This window comes from Bacillus sp. DWP3-1 (genome assembly GCF_049896565.1).
Lineage (GTDB): Bacteria > Bacillota > Bacilli > Bacillales > Bacillaceae > Bacillus.
In genome coordinates this window covers 692,916-708,465 of sequence record NZ_JAFCUN010000001.1, presented here as the reverse complement: position 1 = coordinate 708,465, position 15,550 = coordinate 692,916, and the positions used below count along the sequence as shown (strand labels likewise).

The following is a 15,550-nucleotide window of genomic DNA, read 5'->3' as shown; positions in this document are numbered from 1 at the left end:
CCTTTTATTGAACCGGTATATAACCATCAAGTGATTTCAGGAATGAAAGACCTTCAAGTGTAATCTTCGTGCCAGCCCTGCCTTTTCCTTTCGTCACGTAAGCTTTTTTCTCAAGATCATCTAATCGGCTCCTCACCTGCTGAGGGGTCAGCGGAATGTCGCCTTGTTTGCTTAATTCAGACAAGATGCGTCTGCTGGCTGCTTCACCTTTCTCATTGAGAGACTTAATGGCTTCCAGCAGGAAAACAAACTCTTGTTTTTCCATTAGTGTGAGCTGGTGTTCTTCCTTTTTTCCTTTTACGTCCGGCGAAAGAGGTGTTAACACAAAAGGCGGCAGGTGGTGTAAAAATACCGTTTGCCCCTCGAGAATGACTGCAGCATAATGAACGATATTTTTGAGTTCCTGTACGTTTCCTTCAAACGGATACTCCTGCAAGGTTTCCCAAACACTTGGATCAATATCAGGCGTCATGCTCAGCTCCTGAAAGAAAGCAGTTGTTAACACAGGAATGTCTGTTTTTCGATCTGCTAATGACGGCAGGGGCAAATGAAAAACATTTAAACGATAAAACAGCTCAGGTAAAAAGGTAGATGACACCCTCAATGCCTCTATTGATAAAGACGAAGTGGCAATGATTTTTGTTGCAAAAGATGTTTCTAGAAAACGAATGACCTGATGCTGCATAGGAATACTTAATGCGGCGATTTCGTCTAAATAAAGAATTTGACGGGTCTTTTCCGTGAAGGCTTTCTGTAAGGTATCTTCATCTAAGACGGGGCAATATAGATGTGTCAGTGAAGCGTTTGGAGCAGCTGCATTTGCAATTTCCTGGGCAAATAGTGTTTTGCCTGTGCCAATTTCTCCTGTTATCAAGACCGGCTGCTCGTGTTTTGTGAATTGCTTTGCCAGATGAATGGCACGCTTGATATATTGATGCTCTCCATATATAGACGTAAACGAATGTGTGGTCATCGGGTGATTCCTTTCTTTGTGGTTCTAATTGGTTCAATTGTAACACCCAATAAAACCAAATGTACAGAAAAACGAAAAAGTTTATGAAATTTATGCTTGATCCATGATCTATTGGTTTATTTTTTGAATATTCATGTTATAATGACAAATTAAATAAGGTTAAAGAGAAAGGATCTTGTACATGAAACCGTTGCTCAAAGAAAACACGCTAATTCAAGTGAAAGACATTTTAAAGGCCCATCAAAATTTGAAGGATGTAGTGATTCATACACCTCTTCAAAAAAATGAGCGACTTTCTGAACGATATGAATGTAATGTCTACTTAAAAAGAGAGGATCTTCAAGTAGTTCGTTCCTTTAAATTAAGAGGCGCTTTTAATAAAATGAGCCAGCTTCCAAAAGATAAACTAGAAAACGGCATTGTCTGTGCAAGTGCAGGAAATCACGCACAGGGTGTTGCCTATTCTTGTAAATATTTAGGGATCCACGGGAAAATCTTTATGCCTGCCACGACACCAAGGCAAAAAGTATCTCAAGTGGAGCTTTTCGGAAAAGAATATGTTGAAATTATCTTAACCGGAGATACGTTTGATGATTCATATCATGAAGCAGTAAAATGCGGAGATGAAGAGAAGCGCGAGTTTATCCATCCGTTTGATGATTTGGATGTGATGGCAGGACAAGGAACGACTGCTGTAGAAATATTAAATGATATCGAAGTGGAGCCTCACTTTTTATTTGCAAGTGTTGGAGGTGGAGGTCTGTTATCTGGAGTTGGTACATATATCAAAAATATCGCCCCAGAAACCGAAATCATTGCAGTCGAACCGCTTGGCGCAGCTTCACTCCATGCTTCCCATGAAAAGGGCAAGGTTGTGACACTTGATTCAATTGATAAGTTTGTAGACGGAGCAGCGGTTCAGCGGATTGGCGAAAAGACGTTTACATCGCTTCAGTCCGTTGTCGATAAAATCAGTCTTGTACCTGAAGGAAAAGTATGTACAACCATTTTAGAGCTGTATAATCAATGTGCGATTGTAGCAGAGCCGGCAGGCGCACTGCCGATCGCAGCGCTGGATGCCCATCGCGAGGAGATTAAAGGGAAAAATGTTGTCTGTATTGTCAGTGGAGGAAATAATGACATTGGCAGAATGCAGGAAATCAAAGAACGGTCGATGATCTATGAAGGGCTTCAACATTATTTCATTGTCAATTTTCCGCAAAGAGCAGGAGCGCTTCGGGAATTTTTAGATGAAGTATTAGGTCCAAATGATGATATCTCACGCTTTGAATATACGAAAAAGAATAACCGAAGCAAAGGCCCCGCGCTTGTTGGCATCGAATTGAATGAAAGAGATGACTATGCGGCACTGATTGAACGGATGAATAAAAAAGGCTTCCATTATGTTGAAGTGAATAAAGATCAAGATTTATTCCACCTATTTATTTAGGCCTAACAGAACATTGGAAAAGAGGATTGATCGTTTGTGCTGCTCAAAACAATATGTTTTAGACGGATGGATGGAGCTCAGATCAAGGTAACAGAAGTCCCTGTACTAAAGGGAGATGAGACGTATGGTTTCATGCTCACCTTTAGACTTGAAGCTTTCTTGAAAAAAGTCTATGTATCTAAAGGAAAGAGAGCTGTGTACTCTTTCAGAGAGGATGTGAAACGTAACGTCAAGTGGAGCACATATGAGCAGATCTATCAGGAGCCTACACTGAAACACAATGCGTAAATAGAAATCTTTGTCAAGTGGAGTGAGCGGCCGTTTTGAAATGACAGCTGCTCAGCTTGGCAAAGATTTTTTTCATAAAAAGAAGAAAATGTGACAATTTTAAAAACGTCATGACAGTTGTTTTCAAGTATGCACGAAATAAGGTAATATCATAAGTAAAGACTAAGACAGCAAGGATGAGACGATAGTGAAACAAATTAAAATTGTAACAGATTCAACTGTGGACCTTCCGCAAGAAAAAATCAATGATCTTTCCATTCACGTGATTCCGCTCAATATCTCCATTTCTGGGGTTGATTATATTGACCGAGTGAATATACAGCCAGATGAATTTATTGAAAAAATGGAGGCCGCTGAGGAATTGCCGAAAACGTCTCAACCTGCGATCGGTCAATTCGTCGAATTATATGAAAAGCTCACAGCAGATGGAAGCGAAGTCATTAGTATCCATTTAACGGGTGGGATGAGTGGTACTGTTCAAACTGCTGAAAGCGCTTCGAAAATGGTAGACGGAAACATCACGGTGATTGATTCAAATTTTATTTCCTATGGGTTAGGTTTTCAAGTCAGCAAAGCAGCAGAGCTTGCAAAAAATGGTGCAAGCCGTGAAGACATCATCAAAGAAATGGATAAAATCCGTCTTAAAACAAAGCTATTTGTCACAATCGATACATTAGAAAATCTCGTGAAAGGTGGAAGAATTGGAAGAGGAAAGGCGCTGATCGGCTCACTTCTTCATATCAAACCAATTGCCAGCTTAACAGACGGGGTATACACGCCGGAAGCGAATGTGAGAAGCTATTCTGCTCTTGTCCGCTATTTGACCAAACAGTATGTACAGGCCGTGAAAGGAAAAACAGTTCAAGCCATTGGGATAGCGCATGCAGATGCATTAGAACTCGCTGAAAAGCTCAAATCAGCGCTGCTTGATCACACACCTGAAGCACTTGTTGACATCGCCTACACAACACCGATTATTTCGTGTCACACTGGAAAAGGCGCAATAGGCTTTACTTTTTATACCGATTGATTGAAAAAGGGGATGGACGTACCATGCTTAAAAAAAGGGGAGCCTCACTTGGTGCGCTTATTATCATAAGCGTGCTTCTTTTAGTCTCATGTTCAAATGGACAAATCAAAGATGCGTTAAATTATCAAATACAGCCGTTTGAGTATGAAAATCAGGATGGTCAAAAGGTGTCATTGGATGATTTGAAGGGGAAAGTATGGGTTGCAGATTTTATTTTCACAAGCTGTGAAACGATCTGTCCGCCGATGACTGCTCATATGACAGAGCTGCAAAAACGGTTAAAAGAAGAAAAATTGGATGCGCATATCATTTCCTTTAGCGTGGACCCGGAGGTAGACTCACCGAACAAGCTAAAAGAATTTGCAAAAGCATATCCATTGTCCTTTAAAAATTGGGATTTTCTCACTGGCTATTCACAGTCCGCAATCGAAAAATTCGCAATGAAGAGCTTTAAAACCATTGTGAAGAAACCTGAAGATGAAGACCAAGTGATTCATCAGTCATTGTTTTTCCTAGTTGATCAAGAAGGGAAAGTGATGAAAAATTATGATGGCGTACAAAATACACCTTATGATGAAATTATCAAGGACATCAAAACGCTGAATCGAAGCTAGCATAAGGATGTTCAAATGAGCGAAAACATGATACACTTTTTTAATCAGAAAAAGGAGGGACATCATCGTTTGAAGGCTCGTTTGATTTTGATTGTGATGTCTCTAGCTTTTGTTCTTTCTGCATGTTCCGCGCAAGAGGCTGGCATAAAGGATAAACTAGAAGACACACAAGACGTAAAAGAACATATTACGATCGCAGCGGTTGGAGATTCCTTAACAGAAGGAATCGGAGATCAACATAAAAAAGGATATGCAGGCATGACCCGTGACAAGTTAGAAGCGGTGGACGGCGTGCAATCTGTCACATTAAAAAATTATGCCATTAAAGGCAGTAGAACGGTAGATTTATTAAAAAGATTAAAAGAAAAAAAGGTGCAAGACGGACTGAAAGACGCTGACTATATTTTCTTTACGATCGGCGGCAATGACTTAATGCATGTTGTCCATCAAAATGTGCTCAATTTGACGTTTGCTCCTTTTCAAAAAGAGCAGGGTCCTTTTGAGGAGCGCTTTAAAACCATTCTTGCTCAATTGAGACAGCACAATGATCATGCGAAGATCATGTATGTCAGCATGTACAATCCCTTTAAGTTCAGTTTGTCTGAGCTGCGAGATATTGATGAAGTCGTCAAAGATTGGAATGCCGCTGCCAAAAAGGAACTGAAAAAAGACGGCAACGCTGATATGATCAATGTAGCAGATTTATTTGAGGAAGATTCTGATGAAAAATTACTGGCAGATGATGATTTCCACCCAAACCAAAAGGGGTACTCTCTTATGGCAAATCGTTTATTCTCCAAAGTGAAAAAAGAAGGACTGCCGAAGGAATAGGGTGAACGTATGAAAAAGTGGAAAAGCTTATTTTTTATTTTACTTGCAATCAATCTATTGATTGTTCTTGCCTGCGGTATTTTGATGATGCTGCCAGGCGGTCAATCCGCTTCAACTAAAGAATTAAAAAGCGAGTATTCTTTTAATATATCTAGCTCAAAGGAATCGCTCACCAGCTTTATCAATGATTACTTGAAAAATCAAGGATCAAGTGATATGCCAGATTTTCATGTGGCGATCGATCAAGATGTGAAAGTAACAGGCGCAATTAAAGCTTTCTCTTCGACTATTGATGCAAACGTCTCTTTTACGCCAACTGTCGAAGATAATGGTGATGTGCTGTTGAAAGTGGATGGCCTTTCAATTGGACAATTGAGCATTCCGATTAGTTTTGTTTTAAGCTACATGGGCCAGTTCTATGAACTGCCAGAATTCGTTCATGTGAAACCGGATCAAAAAACGGTTGAAGTACGCCTTTCAGAAATGCCACTGACGAATGATATGTATGTGAAAGCAAACAAAATTGATCTAGAGAACGATGAAATTGAGTTCTCATATTATCATCCAAAGCAATAGAAAGTGAGTCAGGAGTGAAATCATGAAGCGAGTCTATCAATATTTTAGTTTACTGTCGCTTTTATTTGCTGCGTACTTTGGCATTACAGCTGCCACTGATTTAAGAGCAGAAAATATCGATCAGTTTTACTTAAATATTGCCTATTGTGCATTATTTCTAGGTATCATGATTCTTGCTTTTGATTTTCAAAAGCAAGAAAAAGCTGAAGATGTCTCGTAAAGAGCCTTTTCCATTGAGGAAAGGCTCTTTTTTATATTTGCTGAGACAAGACCACCTTCGCCATAAGCTCTGGCTCTCCGTTAGCAAAGCCATGAAGCAGAATAAGGTATGCGCGATTTGCTTGCAGATGAACTTTGGGGATATCAAGCAGTATACTTTGAGTGCCAGCAGCTTTCAATTCAAAATGATATTTATTCGGGGAGAAATGATGAATGTGAGTGCCGTTTACATAATGAAGCTCCTTTGATAACACCCCTTGATCACGTTCATATATATCAATGGAAGGAAGGTCTGGAGACAGATGGACAAATGTAAGGGCTGACAGGTCCTCGTGTTGAATCACAGGGTCTTGCCGCTCTGTCAGCAGCGCAAAACCTGCATGAGCACCTGTGATACATAGGGTGTAAATCTCGCTACGTTTAATCATCATGCAAGAATGAAGAACTCTTTCTTTTGTAGCCAGCTTGAACACTTCTATCTCATAAATTCCCTCATCCCACTCCATATAAGCTGTCAAATGACTGTAAGGCATTTTTTTCAAGACCTCATTCCGATTCACATATACAGCGAGCTCACTAAGATCTGGTGCAGCGTGAAAGAGCCGAATAAAGGCTTTGGATGAAGGGCTGCTTTGAGGGTGCTCGAAGCCCGCAGCGAGTGGACGGTATGGAAAGTCATGATAAGAGAGCTGCTGCATGTCATCAATCCCTACTTTCTTATGCGATGGTGTTTTTTGTAGCGTATGCATGAAAAAGGCGATCTGTATAGGCAAAAGAAGCATAGAAAAAAGCCTGACGTTTTCCGTCAGGCCCGCAAGTTAAGAAGGAGAAGAATATTGATGATATTCGGCTAGCTTAATGAACGTTTTTTCATCCTCAATTAAACCACAAACGCCGCACTGGACTTTTATTTGAGGACCTTGATAGCTCACGTGAAAAGGAGAAAGCTGCTCTCCTTCGTATCTTTCGACAACTGCTCCGGTCGCAGGATCCAGCTTCACAGGTTCTGAAAGCTGCTCAATCAGATTAAAGCGAGTTCTGTTTGTTTTACAGTTTGGACAAAGATAAGGGCTTGTCATGGTTCATTCCACCTCTTTTTATCCGTAGCATGTCCAGAGCGCTAAAATCTATGCTTAATCCTTTTGACTTTTATCCAGCTTTTTAAATAATTTGATCATTGTTTTCAGTTCTTCGTCGTCGAATGACTCAAATCGCTCCATAAAGTATTCTGTTTTCTTTTTCTCAAAATGCTCAGTAATTTCCTTACCCTTATCGGTTAAGTGGATTTTGATGATGCGGCGATCCTCTTTAGAACGGATACGGGTAATCCAGCCCTTTTCTACGAGTGTGTCGGTCACAGCTGTGATATGGCTTGCTGACACCCCTAGAATGGACGCAAATTCCGTTACTTTTTTTGCACCTTGCTCACGAAGCAGATTTAAAATGAGAAATTCATTCCGAGATAATTCGTTTTCGAGCAGGCTGTTAATCTCATAACGGATCTGCTTAAATACGGTTCTCAGTAAAGAATCCATTTCATACATCATTTGTTTTCTTTGTTCCAATCATTAAACCCCCATTATATTTTAAGATACGACAGAATGCTTTCTTTTATTTTAGGTATACAAGTCGTATCATTTTCATTATTTTTCATCATGTTATAATATGATGATACCATTTTTTAAATGAAGGGGGCACTAATATGTCTGAAAAACAAGAATTAGCCACATTTGCAGGAGGCTGCTTCTGGTGTATGGTTAAACCTTTTGATGAACAGCCGGGCATTATCAAAGTTGAATCAGGGTATACTGGCGGACATACAGTGAATCCGACCTATGAGGAAGTATGTACAAATACAACGGGACATAGAGAAGCGGTTCAAATCACGTTTGATCCAGACGTTTTCCCGTATGAAAAGCTATTAGAACTGTATTGGCAGCAAATAGACCCAACAGATGATGGAGGGCAATTTGGTGATAGAGGAGAGTCCTACCGCACAGGTATTTATGTTCATCATGACGAGCAGAGAAAGCTTGCAGAAGCATCGAAAGAGAAGCTGAACGAAAGCGGCACTTTCCAAAAGCCAATTGTGACAGAAATTTTAGATGCTGGTCCTTTTTATCCCGCAGAGGAATATCATCAGCATTATTATAAAAAGAACAAAATGCACTACGAACGATATCATGTCGGTTCGGGCAGAGCGGGTTTTATTGAGTCCCATTGGAGTGATAAATCATGACAAACGAAAAAGAAAAGCGTCTGAAAGAATTAAACCGAATGCAGTTCGAAGTCACGCAAAATAATGGCACTGAGCCGCCATTTCAAAATGAATTCTGGGATCACAAAGAAGAAGGCATTTATGTGGATATCATTTCAGGCAAGCCGCTTTTTTCATCTTTAGATAAGTTTGATGCCCATTGCGGCTGGCCGAGTTTCACAAAGCCGCTTGAAGATGAGGAAGTAGCGGAGAAGGTGGATACGAGCCATGGGATGGTGCGGACAGAGGTGCGCAGCAAAACAGCTGATTCTCATCTAGGTCATGTCTTTCCTGATGGTCCAGGACCAAATGGTCTTCGGTATTGTATTAACTCAGCCGCTTTGAAGTTTATCCCAAAAGATGATCTTGAAAAAGAAGGCTATGGGGATTTGATACATCTATTTGATTGATCTATTTAAAAATCGTCACATGGAAGGCATCTGCTTCCGTGTGACGATTTTTTATTTTTTATGATGCGTGTGATGTAATTGTTCAATGATGTGGAATAGCTTTTCTTTTGTAATGAGAGGCGCTTCATTTGATGTGTAATTGGTTAAGTCGACTTTTTGAAAGTCAGCGTGCAGTTGTGGTCTTGGTAAAATGGCATAAAATTGTTCATGCTCAAATAGTGCATCTGCTTCGTGCTGAAATGTGAGCTCTTCGTGAAGCTTTTCTCCAGGTCTTTTCCCAACAACGAGAATATCCGGGGGTGCGACATTGATTTGAGTGGCATATTCATGAAACGCTTTTAAGAGATCAGCAAGCTGTAATGACTCCATCTTGAGAATGAACGTTTCGCCGCCTTTCATCATGATCGCTGCTTGAAGTGTGAGGGAGACAGCCTCTTCGATGGACATAAAAAAACGTGTCATATTAGGGTCAGTTACGGTCAAAGGTTTTTCATTTAACAGCTGCTGGAGCATGATGGGAATGACTGAACCTCTTGATCCAAGCACATTGCCAAAACGCACAGAGCAAAACATCGTTTTTTGATTCGGAATACTTTCGTTTGCTTGGAAAAATAGTTTTTCTGAAATTAATTTTGTTGCACCCATGGCATTTGTCGGAGAAACCGCTTTGTCAGTTGATATGTTGACAACATGACTGACTTCATGTTCGATTGCGGCTTCAATGACGTGCTGCCCTCCGATAATATTCGTTTGCACGGCTTCAAACGGATTGTCTTCACAAGTGGGTACTTGTTTTAAGGCGGCTGCATGAAAGATGATATCAACGCCTTTGACGAGCTGTCTCACGCGGCTTGCATCTCGTACATCTCCTAAAGCGAATGCAACTTCTGGATGATCTGCATACTCATTTTTCATCATGTATTGTTTGCTGTCATCTTTGCTGAAGACGATAATCTTCTTTGGAGAGCATGATGTTAATTTTTTCACAATTTGACGGCCGATCGAACCCGTACCGCCTGTGACTAATATCGTTTTGTCACGAAAAAAAGCCTTCAAACTCGTTTCTATCTTTTTGGACATATCTAATCCCCCAACTCTCATTTCTCTACTTTGCATCATATGTGAAAGAGCGGTATCCGTTTGAGGAAAAGAACCACTTTCTATATAAATTAGGTGAACAAATTATAACCATCTGCTTGACGTCTTAATAGAATATGGAGAGATAAGAGAACAAGTAGAAAAACGAGAGACCTGAACACTTCAGTACTGCGATCAGCTCGGATAAAAATGAAGAGAGCTTTGCGCGAGGGGAGAAGGGAATACATGTATAGGGGAAATCGTATTTTAGCCTTGATACCAGCTTTTAGAAGTAGGCGCGATCAGCACGATGAACACATTCGCGTATTGGCGGAGCGGCCGCTCATCTATTGGACCATTCAGCCGTTACTGCAAATGATTGAGTTAGATGAAGTCATCGTTTCTACAGAGGATGTCAATACTCAAATCATTTCATCTCACTACGGAGCCCATGTGATTGAACTGCCAGACACGCATGTAACGGAACAAACACCGTCACTCATAGCTGTGAAGCATGCGCTTGCTTATTTAGAGCGTGAGGGGAAGACCTTTGATATTGTTCTATATTTGCATCCATCGTCTCCTTTAAGAGAGCCGGAAGATATTGAGAAGTGCTTGCAGCTTCTAGTAGAAGGGAATTATGACTGCATGGCATCTTTTACAGAGGCGCTAGAAAACCCAAATGAAACATGGACACTGCATGAGAATAATGAAGCAACTTTATATAAGGACAATCATTACTTTTTCATACCAAAGCATGAGCAGCCATATACGTATGGCCGTTTAAATGGAGCAGTGTATGCTTTTTATGTTCCATATGCAAAAGAATGCATTCATTCCTTTTTAGAAGGATCTGTTGGAGCGTATATCATGGATCGCCAAAAATCACTCGTGGTGAAACAGGAGGAAGACCTTGAGAAAGCGGAGAAAGTCTTATTGGCTCGCCGAGATGCGGAGGGTTATGCATAAGATGAATTTCAACGAGAAAAGCGCCCGGTCATAGGGCGCTTTTTACGATCTCATAAAGCCTGTGTGGAAATGTCTCAAATGTATTCCAGGAAACGACTTGTTCGTAATTGTTTCGTGCGATCGCTTTTCTTTTCTCGGCATTTGATCCATAATATTCAACCTGTTCCAGCAAATCGTCCTCATCTTTATAAAAAACGAAGCTTGAAAAAGCTTGCGGCGGTTGTAGATCCGTCAATTGAAAGCTTCCAGCTGCAGCGATATCAAACGCTCTGTTGTTCAGGCTTACATTTTGAATCATGGCTTTGTTTTTATTATAGGCAAACTGAGCCGGCCTGTGCGGGTTAAGAACAATCGCTGATTGCTGATAGATGTCCGCCATTTGCTGAGGGCTCAGCCAATTGGTCACTAGTGTGAGATTTCGATAATGTCTTCGTGACTTATTTAAATGACGATGCCATTCCTTACCTGCAACGAGAATCCGCCATTTGTTCTGTTGTAAGAGTGTATCAATGGCGATGATGCGGTTGGGATAAGGGTAGCCGGCGAGTGCAATGTCATAGTTGCACATCTCTTCAGGCGATTCGTTTTTTTGAAAAACACGTGTATTTGCCGGAATGGGAAAGTAGTGGGTGTGACCTATGCCCAATTGTTTGTAAAATGGCAAAGCTCCTTCATCAATCGTTAATATGAGCCGCGCATCACGTGTGCAAGCAGCTGACACATCTGTATAAAAGGGATCTTCTGTCATCCACAAAACGATCGGGATCTTTTCTTGTTTGAATTGATGAAGCACTTCGCTCGGAACATGATCACCGATCATCATCAAAACAAAATCCGGAGAAAATGTCCGGATTTTGTGCATGTGAGCGGGTAGAGATTCTCGATCAATTTTTACACATGAAAAGGGGGAATCAATGAAGCTCTCTTCTACCCATTGATCAAACATGTGATAGATTCCGCCGTAGCCAGAGCTGATATAAAGAAGCTTCATCATGACCCTCTCACATTAAGATGTGAACGTAACACTTTCAACTTTATCTACATCTAATAAAGTCGTTGCAGAGCCTGTTGGTGTGACTGAGCTTTCTTGTGTAACAAATACAACACCCGTTAAAGCATTGAATGCTACGAATTGAACTGGCCCGATTAAGTCTCCTGAGTCAGTGACAATGCTGATGACGGTTCCTGGTGCAAGTCTTGCAAAAATCCATCTTGCTGGCTGAGATACATCGAGTGTTGTAGCAGAATCTGAAGGTGATGCCTCAGCTGCCACTTCACTTAATAAATCGTTCAATTTTTCTTCCATTTGAACTCCTCCTTCTTCAAGATTAACTGTTAATGCACGAGTAAGTGGTTTGAAAAACACTTTCAATAGTTCTTTTTTTAATTCGGCACGCTTGTCGCTCATTTTTTCCCCATCCTTTCTTCATCAATTCAAACTCACCCCTATGTATATGCCGTTCACTTTTTTTGGTATAAGCAGAACGCTGATTCCTTGTTCTTTTTTTCATTTAATTACTTCACACATTTTTAAAAATGTTTTCAAATGCTGAGGCTAAATGAAGTGATTCTCATACTCTAGTAAAGATTAAATGTGAAGAGAGAGGGATTATGAATGGAATTTGAACAATTATTAAATGGTTGGAACGAAGAATTACTAGAAGCAGAAGGAGTACTTGAAGTCATCTTGATTTTACTTCTTCTTCGTCTTTTAGAAGAAAGTGAGGAAGAGAGTGTGTCAGACATCAAAGAATTACTTCGTCCATGGCTTGAGCTTGGCATTCCGCTGCCACGTGTTCATTTAGTCAATGGAGAGGTCCTTCAAAACGTAGTTGTTGTGCAGCTCTTTGATACAGTAGCGGTCTTTAAAAACGTGACAAATCAGCTAAGAGTGAATGTTCCTTACGTGAACATTGTCAGCTGGGGGGCTTTTTAATCTAATTAAAAAGGATAATGATCATGAAAGTATCGGTAATTTTAACAAGCTACAATAAACCTGATTTCATTGATCGTGTGCTAAAGAGTATGGTGGAACAAACGTATTCAAATTGGGAGCTTCTGATTATGGATGATGGCTCAGAACAAGGCACCCTCCAAAAGATCCAGCCCTATTTAGACGATGAACGCATTCATCTGTATTCACGCACGGTTCATCCTGCAAAACGGCTGTTAACCGTTCGGTATGCGACGCTTATTAATGAAGCGCTAACCCGTATAACAGGTCAGCTCATTTGTTATTTAACAGATGATACTGTGTATCATCAAGATCGTTTGCAGAAAATGGTGGATATTTTTCAGTCGAAGCCTCATATCGATATCGTGTATTCCTCGCAGCGGGTCGTGCATGTTGATAAGCATTTAGTTGAGACCATGAGCTTTGTCCGTGAAGCAGACCAAATCTTGGAGCATGCGTCCTTTCAAGTGGATCATTGTTCGGTCATGCACAGAAGGCGTTTGCTTCCGCTAATTCATGAAAAATACGGGCAATATTGGGATGATGGGCCGAAACACTGGCATCATGCAGATTCTGTTTTTTGGATGAGGCTGAATCAATTTGCCGCGTTTTTTCCATTAAGAGATGTACTTGATACAACGTATAAAACCCCTCATTCCTTTCATCATCTGTTTTCGAGTATGCCGTATGATCTCATTGACGGAACGGTGATTGAAAAGGAAGGGGATTACTACCAAATCGCAGGCGGCAATCTTCATGAAATTGAAAGGTGCTGGGTGAACGAAAAAAACAGGCGCGCGATTCGGGTGCCATCGTTATGTGCGATGAAATATGAGATGAAAGACATGCTGGCAGTACCAAATTATACAGTTGTCACGGCAGATCATGGAAAAACGTTCTATTATATTGAAGAACAGAAAAAAAGGCGATTTGCTGCAAAACGTGACGTGCAATATTTTCAGTTTCACCCTAAGGAGATCTATACGATTTCAAATGAACGGCTTCAGATGTTTGAAGATGGCGGCATGATTCAAGTTTCTCCAGTATTTAGTCCGCCAAACAGGCGGCTGTTTAAATGGAAACAAGATGTCTATTTACTGATGCACCATACCTTTTACCGTATTGATCCTGATGTCGTGAAGCGATTTGCTTTTTATCATCAGCCAATTAATTTATACCCTTCCCAATTTACGTTATTTCAAGAAGGAAAGCCGATAGTGCCGCTGTATATGGAATCGCTGCAAGAATTCGATATGTCTCTTTATCAAACATCAGGGCGAAAGCACTCCTCATAAGAGGGGTGCTTTTTTGACGCTATAGACAAAAAAAGCAGGAAGTTGCAAGGAAAAAGCGAAACATGAAAGGACAGGAGAAGGTGTGATGAAGATGATCAAGCCGCTGAAAATCCGGCAATAGACGCCGGTTTTTTGGCACTGAAAGTGAGGGGGAAAGAATGGGGAAAGTTGTCGAAAGAGCGGATTGGTTTGAATTAATTTTAGAAGCCATTGATGAAGCCATTCATGTTGTAGATGATCAAGGCATGACGATCTTTTACAATCATAATGCCGCTAAGTTTGACTGTTTACAAAAAGAAGAGGTGATTGGCAAGTACATCCTTGAGGTGTATCCCTCTTTAACAGAAAAAACAAGTACGCTTATGCATGTTTTGAGAACTGGGAAGCCCATTTATCATTCGCTGCAAACCTATTTGAATAAAAACGGAGAAAGAATTGAAACCGTCAACACGACATTGCCCATTATTGAAGAAAGCAAGTTAATAGGCGCGGTCGAAGTCGCAAAAGATGTATCGAAGCTGTCAGCCCTTTCAAATCGTTTAGATCAAAAAAAACGGATACACGATGTGGCTGGGGCAGAACAAATGCATGATTTTGCTTCATTTTTAACAAATGATCCGTTCTTAAAAGAAATGCTTGAAAAGGCAAAAAAAGCAGCTGCTTATCCGTCATCAGTTGTTGTCTACGGGGAAACAGGGACAGGGAAAGAAGTGCTCGTTCAAGCCATTGTTCATGAATCTGACCGGAAAAACCAAGTGTTCATTCCGCAAAACTGTGCAGCACTTCCAGAATCGCTACTTGAGAGCCTATTATTCGGATCTGTCAAAGGGAGCTATACGGGCGCAATTGATCGCAAGGGGCTCTTTGAATTGGCTGATGGAGGCACGCTTTTTCTTGATGAACTGCAAGCGATGCCGCTCACGCTGCAGACGAAATTATTACGTGTGTTAGAGGATGGTGTTGTGCGCCGTATTGGGGATGCAAAAGCGATTCAAGTGGATGTAAGACTCATTACTGCACTCAATATGGACCCATTTGAAGCGGTGAAAAAGCAAATTTTAAGAGAAGACTTATTTTATAGACTGCATGTGTCATCTTTTCATATCCCGCCGCTTCGTGAGAGAAAGCAAGACATCCCGCTGCTTTCCCGCCATTTCATTCAAACCTATCATCAGCAGTTTTCAAAAAACGTCAAACGCCTTTCTGAAGAAACGGAACAATTGTTTATGGCTCACCACTGGCCGGGAAACGTCAGAGAATTAAAACATACCATTGAGCATGCCGTATTGATGATGCCAAAGGAAGCGGAAGACATCACTCCTTCATACCTTCCTGCTCATTTACGTACGCAGAAGATCGAGGAAGAAACACCCGACGCCTCCTTAAAAAGTCAGGTTTCTTCATTTGAACAAACATTGATTCAAGAAGCTTTAAATCAGCATCATGGCAATATTAAAAAAACCGCCGCAGCCTTAAAAATCCCTCGACAAACGCTGCAGTATAAACTGAAGAAATATGCAGATGCCGAAAAATAGGCACCAACATCCATTGAATATCACGGGTAAAGCTCCTTTTGTAAAGAATAGGGGCATTTTCCCATGTTGGCA

Annotated in this window: 20 protein-coding genes; 13 read left to right on the top strand and 7 right to left on the bottom strand. The window is 40.8% G+C overall.

The window, feature by feature from the left end; genetic code table 11:
* Positions 1–4: 4 nt before the first annotated feature.
* Positions 5–973 (bottom strand): sigma 54-interacting transcriptional regulator, encoded by a 969-nt coding sequence (locus ACP7A0_RS03555; protein WP_106037667.1) that lies wholly within the window; start codon positions 971–973, stop codon positions 5–7.
* 181 nt (positions 974–1,154) lie between these two features.
* Here ACP7A0_RS03555 and ilvA point away from each other — a divergent pair, with 181 nt between their 5' ends.
* The 7 genes from ilvA (at position 1,155) to ypmT (ending at position 5,982) form a co-directional block, all read left to right on the top strand.
* Positions 1,155–2,423, top strand: a complete 1,269-nt coding sequence (gene ilvA, locus ACP7A0_RS03550) for a threonine ammonia-lyase IlvA (protein ID WP_034661970.1) — start codon at positions 1,155–1,157, stop codon at positions 2,421–2,423.
* 36 nt (positions 2,424–2,459) lie between these two features.
* Entirely contained in the window at positions 2,460–2,711 is a 252-nt protein-coding gene (locus ACP7A0_RS03545; protein WP_034660976.1) for a YpmP family protein, read from the top strand.
* A gap of 187 nt (positions 2,712–2,898) precedes the next feature.
* The gene (locus ACP7A0_RS03540; protein WP_034660975.1) at positions 2,899–3,741 is read left to right on the top strand and encodes a DegV family protein; all 843 of its coding nucleotides are present in this window, start codon (positions 2,899–2,901) and stop codon (positions 3,739–3,741) included.
* A gap of 23 nt (positions 3,742–3,764) precedes the next feature.
* On the top strand, positions 3,765–4,355 hold the full coding sequence (locus ACP7A0_RS03535) for an SCO family protein (RefSeq protein ID WP_034661968.1): 591 nt from the start codon (positions 3,765–3,767) through the stop codon (positions 4,353–4,355).
* Between the two features lie 69 nt (positions 4,356–4,424).
* Complete coding sequence (locus ACP7A0_RS03530; RefSeq protein ID WP_034660974.1) at positions 4,425–5,186, top strand: SGNH/GDSL hydrolase family protein; 762 nt, start codon at positions 4,425–4,427, stop codon at positions 5,184–5,186.
* A 9-nt stretch (positions 5,187–5,195) separates the two neighbouring features.
* Positions 5,196–5,762, top strand: a complete 567-nt coding sequence (locus ACP7A0_RS03525; protein ID WP_034660973.1) for a YpmS family protein — start codon at positions 5,196–5,198, stop codon at positions 5,760–5,762.
* A gap of 22 nt (positions 5,763–5,784) precedes the next feature.
* Complete coding sequence (ypmT, locus tag ACP7A0_RS03520; protein ID WP_034660972.1) at positions 5,785–5,982, top strand: protein YpmT; 198 nt, start codon at positions 5,785–5,787, stop codon at positions 5,980–5,982.
* A gap of 31 nt (positions 5,983–6,013) precedes the next feature.
* Here the strand turns inward: ypmT and ACP7A0_RS03515 are convergent, their stop codons facing one another.
* From ACP7A0_RS03515 to ACP7A0_RS03505, 3 genes are all read right to left on the bottom strand, one after another.
* A complete protein-coding gene (locus ACP7A0_RS03515) occupies positions 6,014–6,730 on the bottom strand; it encodes a DUF4397 domain-containing protein (RefSeq protein WP_426004283.1) in 717 nt (238 codons plus the stop codon).
* A 69-nt stretch (positions 6,731–6,799) separates the two neighbouring features.
* Positions 6,800–7,060: a hypothetical protein gene (locus ACP7A0_RS03510; protein WP_034660970.1), complete on the bottom strand. Its 261-nt coding sequence runs from the start codon at positions 7,058–7,060 to the stop codon at positions 6,800–6,802.
* A 54-nt stretch (positions 7,061–7,114) separates the two neighbouring features.
* On the bottom strand, positions 7,115–7,546 hold the full coding sequence (locus ACP7A0_RS03505) for a MarR family transcriptional regulator (RefSeq protein WP_034660968.1): 432 nt from the start codon (positions 7,544–7,546) through the stop codon (positions 7,115–7,117).
* A 137-nt stretch (positions 7,547–7,683) separates the two neighbouring features.
* Here ACP7A0_RS03505 and msrA point away from each other — a divergent pair, with 137 nt between their 5' ends.
* Both msrA and msrB read left to right on the top strand, forming a co-directional pair.
* The gene (gene msrA, locus ACP7A0_RS03500) at positions 7,684–8,220 is read left to right on the top strand and encodes a peptide-methionine (S)-S-oxide reductase MsrA (protein ID WP_034660967.1); all 537 of its coding nucleotides are present in this window, start codon (positions 7,684–7,686) and stop codon (positions 8,218–8,220) included.
* Complete coding sequence (gene msrB / locus ACP7A0_RS03495) at positions 8,217–8,648, top strand: peptide-methionine (R)-S-oxide reductase MsrB (RefSeq protein ID WP_095285300.1); 432 nt, start codon at positions 8,217–8,219, stop codon at positions 8,646–8,648. Before msrA ends, msrB begins: the two co-directional genes overlap by 4 nt.
* Positions 8,649–8,699: 51 nt before the next feature.
* Here msrB and ACP7A0_RS03490 read toward each other — a convergent pair whose 3' ends face one another.
* Positions 8,700–9,728 carry an SDR family NAD(P)-dependent oxidoreductase gene (locus tag ACP7A0_RS03490; protein WP_034660963.1) on the bottom strand — a complete coding sequence of 343 codons (1,029 nt, stop codon included), beginning with the start codon at positions 9,726–9,728 and terminating at the stop codon, positions 8,700–8,702.
* A 243-nt stretch (positions 9,729–9,971) separates the two neighbouring features.
* Here ACP7A0_RS03490 and ACP7A0_RS03485 point away from each other — a divergent pair, with 243 nt between their 5' ends.
* On the top strand, positions 9,972–10,694 hold the full coding sequence (locus ACP7A0_RS03485) for a cytidylyltransferase domain-containing protein (RefSeq protein ID WP_106037669.1): 723 nt from the start codon (positions 9,972–9,974) through the stop codon (positions 10,692–10,694).
* Between the two features lie 28 nt (positions 10,695–10,722).
* On the opposite strand, the gene ACP7A0_RS03480 is transcribed toward ACP7A0_RS03485, so the two are convergent.
* Together ACP7A0_RS03480 and ACP7A0_RS03475 are read right to left on the bottom strand one after the other, a co-directional pair.
* Positions 10,723–11,685, bottom strand: coding sequence for a CgeB family protein (locus tag ACP7A0_RS03480; protein ID WP_095285298.1), 963 nt, complete (start codon positions 11,683–11,685; stop codon positions 10,723–10,725).
* Positions 11,686–11,700: 15 nt separating this feature from the next.
* Positions 11,701–12,102 (bottom strand): hypothetical protein, encoded by a 402-nt coding sequence (locus ACP7A0_RS03475; RefSeq protein ID WP_034660958.1) that lies wholly within the window; start codon positions 12,100–12,102, stop codon positions 11,701–11,703.
* A gap of 207 nt (positions 12,103–12,309) precedes the next feature.
* Here ACP7A0_RS03475 and cgeC point away from each other — a divergent pair, with 207 nt between their 5' ends.
* The 3 genes from cgeC to ACP7A0_RS03460 all read left to right on the top strand — a co-directional run bounded on the left by cgeC (position 12,310) and on the right by ACP7A0_RS03460 (position 15,478).
* Positions 12,310–12,630 carry a spore maturation protein CgeC gene (gene cgeC / locus ACP7A0_RS03470; RefSeq protein ID WP_034660957.1) on the top strand — a complete coding sequence of 107 codons (321 nt, stop codon included), beginning with the start codon at positions 12,310–12,312 and terminating at the stop codon, positions 12,628–12,630.
* 17 nt (positions 12,631–12,647) lie between these two features.
* The gene (locus ACP7A0_RS03465) at positions 12,648–13,943 is read left to right on the top strand and encodes a glycosyltransferase family 2 protein (protein WP_034660956.1); all 1,296 of its coding nucleotides are present in this window, start codon (positions 12,648–12,650) and stop codon (positions 13,941–13,943) included.
* Between the two features lie 158 nt (positions 13,944–14,101).
* Complete coding sequence (locus tag ACP7A0_RS03460; RefSeq protein ID WP_034660954.1) at positions 14,102–15,478, top strand: sigma-54 interaction domain-containing protein; 1,377 nt, start codon at positions 14,102–14,104, stop codon at positions 15,476–15,478.
* Positions 15,479–15,550 lie beyond the last annotated feature (72 nt).

Bases quoted from the DNA above. Each gene is read 5' to 3' on its own strand.
- ACP7A0_RS03555 (WP_106037667.1), bottom strand. From the start codon at position 973: ATGACCACACATTCGTTTACGTCTATATATGGAGAGCATCAATATATC.
- ilvA (WP_034661970.1), top strand. From the start codon at position 1,155: ATGAAACCGTTGCTCAAAGAAAACACGCTAATTCAAGTGAAAGACATT.
- ACP7A0_RS03535 (WP_034661968.1), top strand. From the start codon at position 3,765: ATGCTTAAAAAAAGGGGAGCCTCACTTGGTGCGCTTATTATCATAAGC.
- ACP7A0_RS03525 (WP_034660973.1), top strand. From the start codon at position 5,196: ATGAAAAAGTGGAAAAGCTTATTTTTTATTTTACTTGCAATCAATCTA.
- ypmT (WP_034660972.1), top strand. From the start codon at position 5,785: ATGAAGCGAGTCTATCAATATTTTAGTTTACTGTCGCTTTTATTTGCT.
- ACP7A0_RS03515 (WP_426004283.1), bottom strand. From the start codon at position 6,730: ATGCATACGCTACAAAAAACACCATCGCATAAGAAAGTAGGGATTGAT.
- ACP7A0_RS03510 (WP_034660970.1), bottom strand. From the start codon at position 7,060: ATGACAAGCCCTTATCTTTGTCCAAACTGTAAAACAAACAGAACTCGC.
- msrA (WP_034660967.1), top strand. From the start codon at position 7,684: ATGTCTGAAAAACAAGAATTAGCCACATTTGCAGGAGGCTGCTTCTGG.
- msrB (WP_095285300.1), top strand. From the start codon at position 8,217: ATGACAAACGAAAAAGAAAAGCGTCTGAAAGAATTAAACCGAATGCAG.
- ACP7A0_RS03490 (WP_034660963.1), bottom strand. From the start codon at position 9,728: ATGTCCAAAAAGATAGAAACGAGTTTGAAGGCTTTTTTTCGTGACAAA.
- ACP7A0_RS03485 (WP_106037669.1), top strand. From the start codon at position 9,972: ATGTATAGGGGAAATCGTATTTTAGCCTTGATACCAGCTTTTAGAAGT.
- ACP7A0_RS03480 (WP_095285298.1), bottom strand. From the start codon at position 11,685: ATGAAGCTTCTTTATATCAGCTCTGGCTACGGCGGAATCTATCACATG.
- ACP7A0_RS03475 (WP_034660958.1), bottom strand. From the start codon at position 12,102: ATGAGCGACAAGCGTGCCGAATTAAAAAAAGAACTATTGAAAGTGTTT.
- cgeC (WP_034660957.1), top strand. From the start codon at position 12,310: ATGGAATTTGAACAATTATTAAATGGTTGGAACGAAGAATTACTAGAA.
- ACP7A0_RS03465 (WP_034660956.1), top strand. From the start codon at position 12,648: ATGATCATGAAAGTATCGGTAATTTTAACAAGCTACAATAAACCTGAT.
- ACP7A0_RS03460 (WP_034660954.1), top strand. From the start codon at position 14,102: ATGGGGAAAGTTGTCGAAAGAGCGGATTGGTTTGAATTAATTTTAGAA.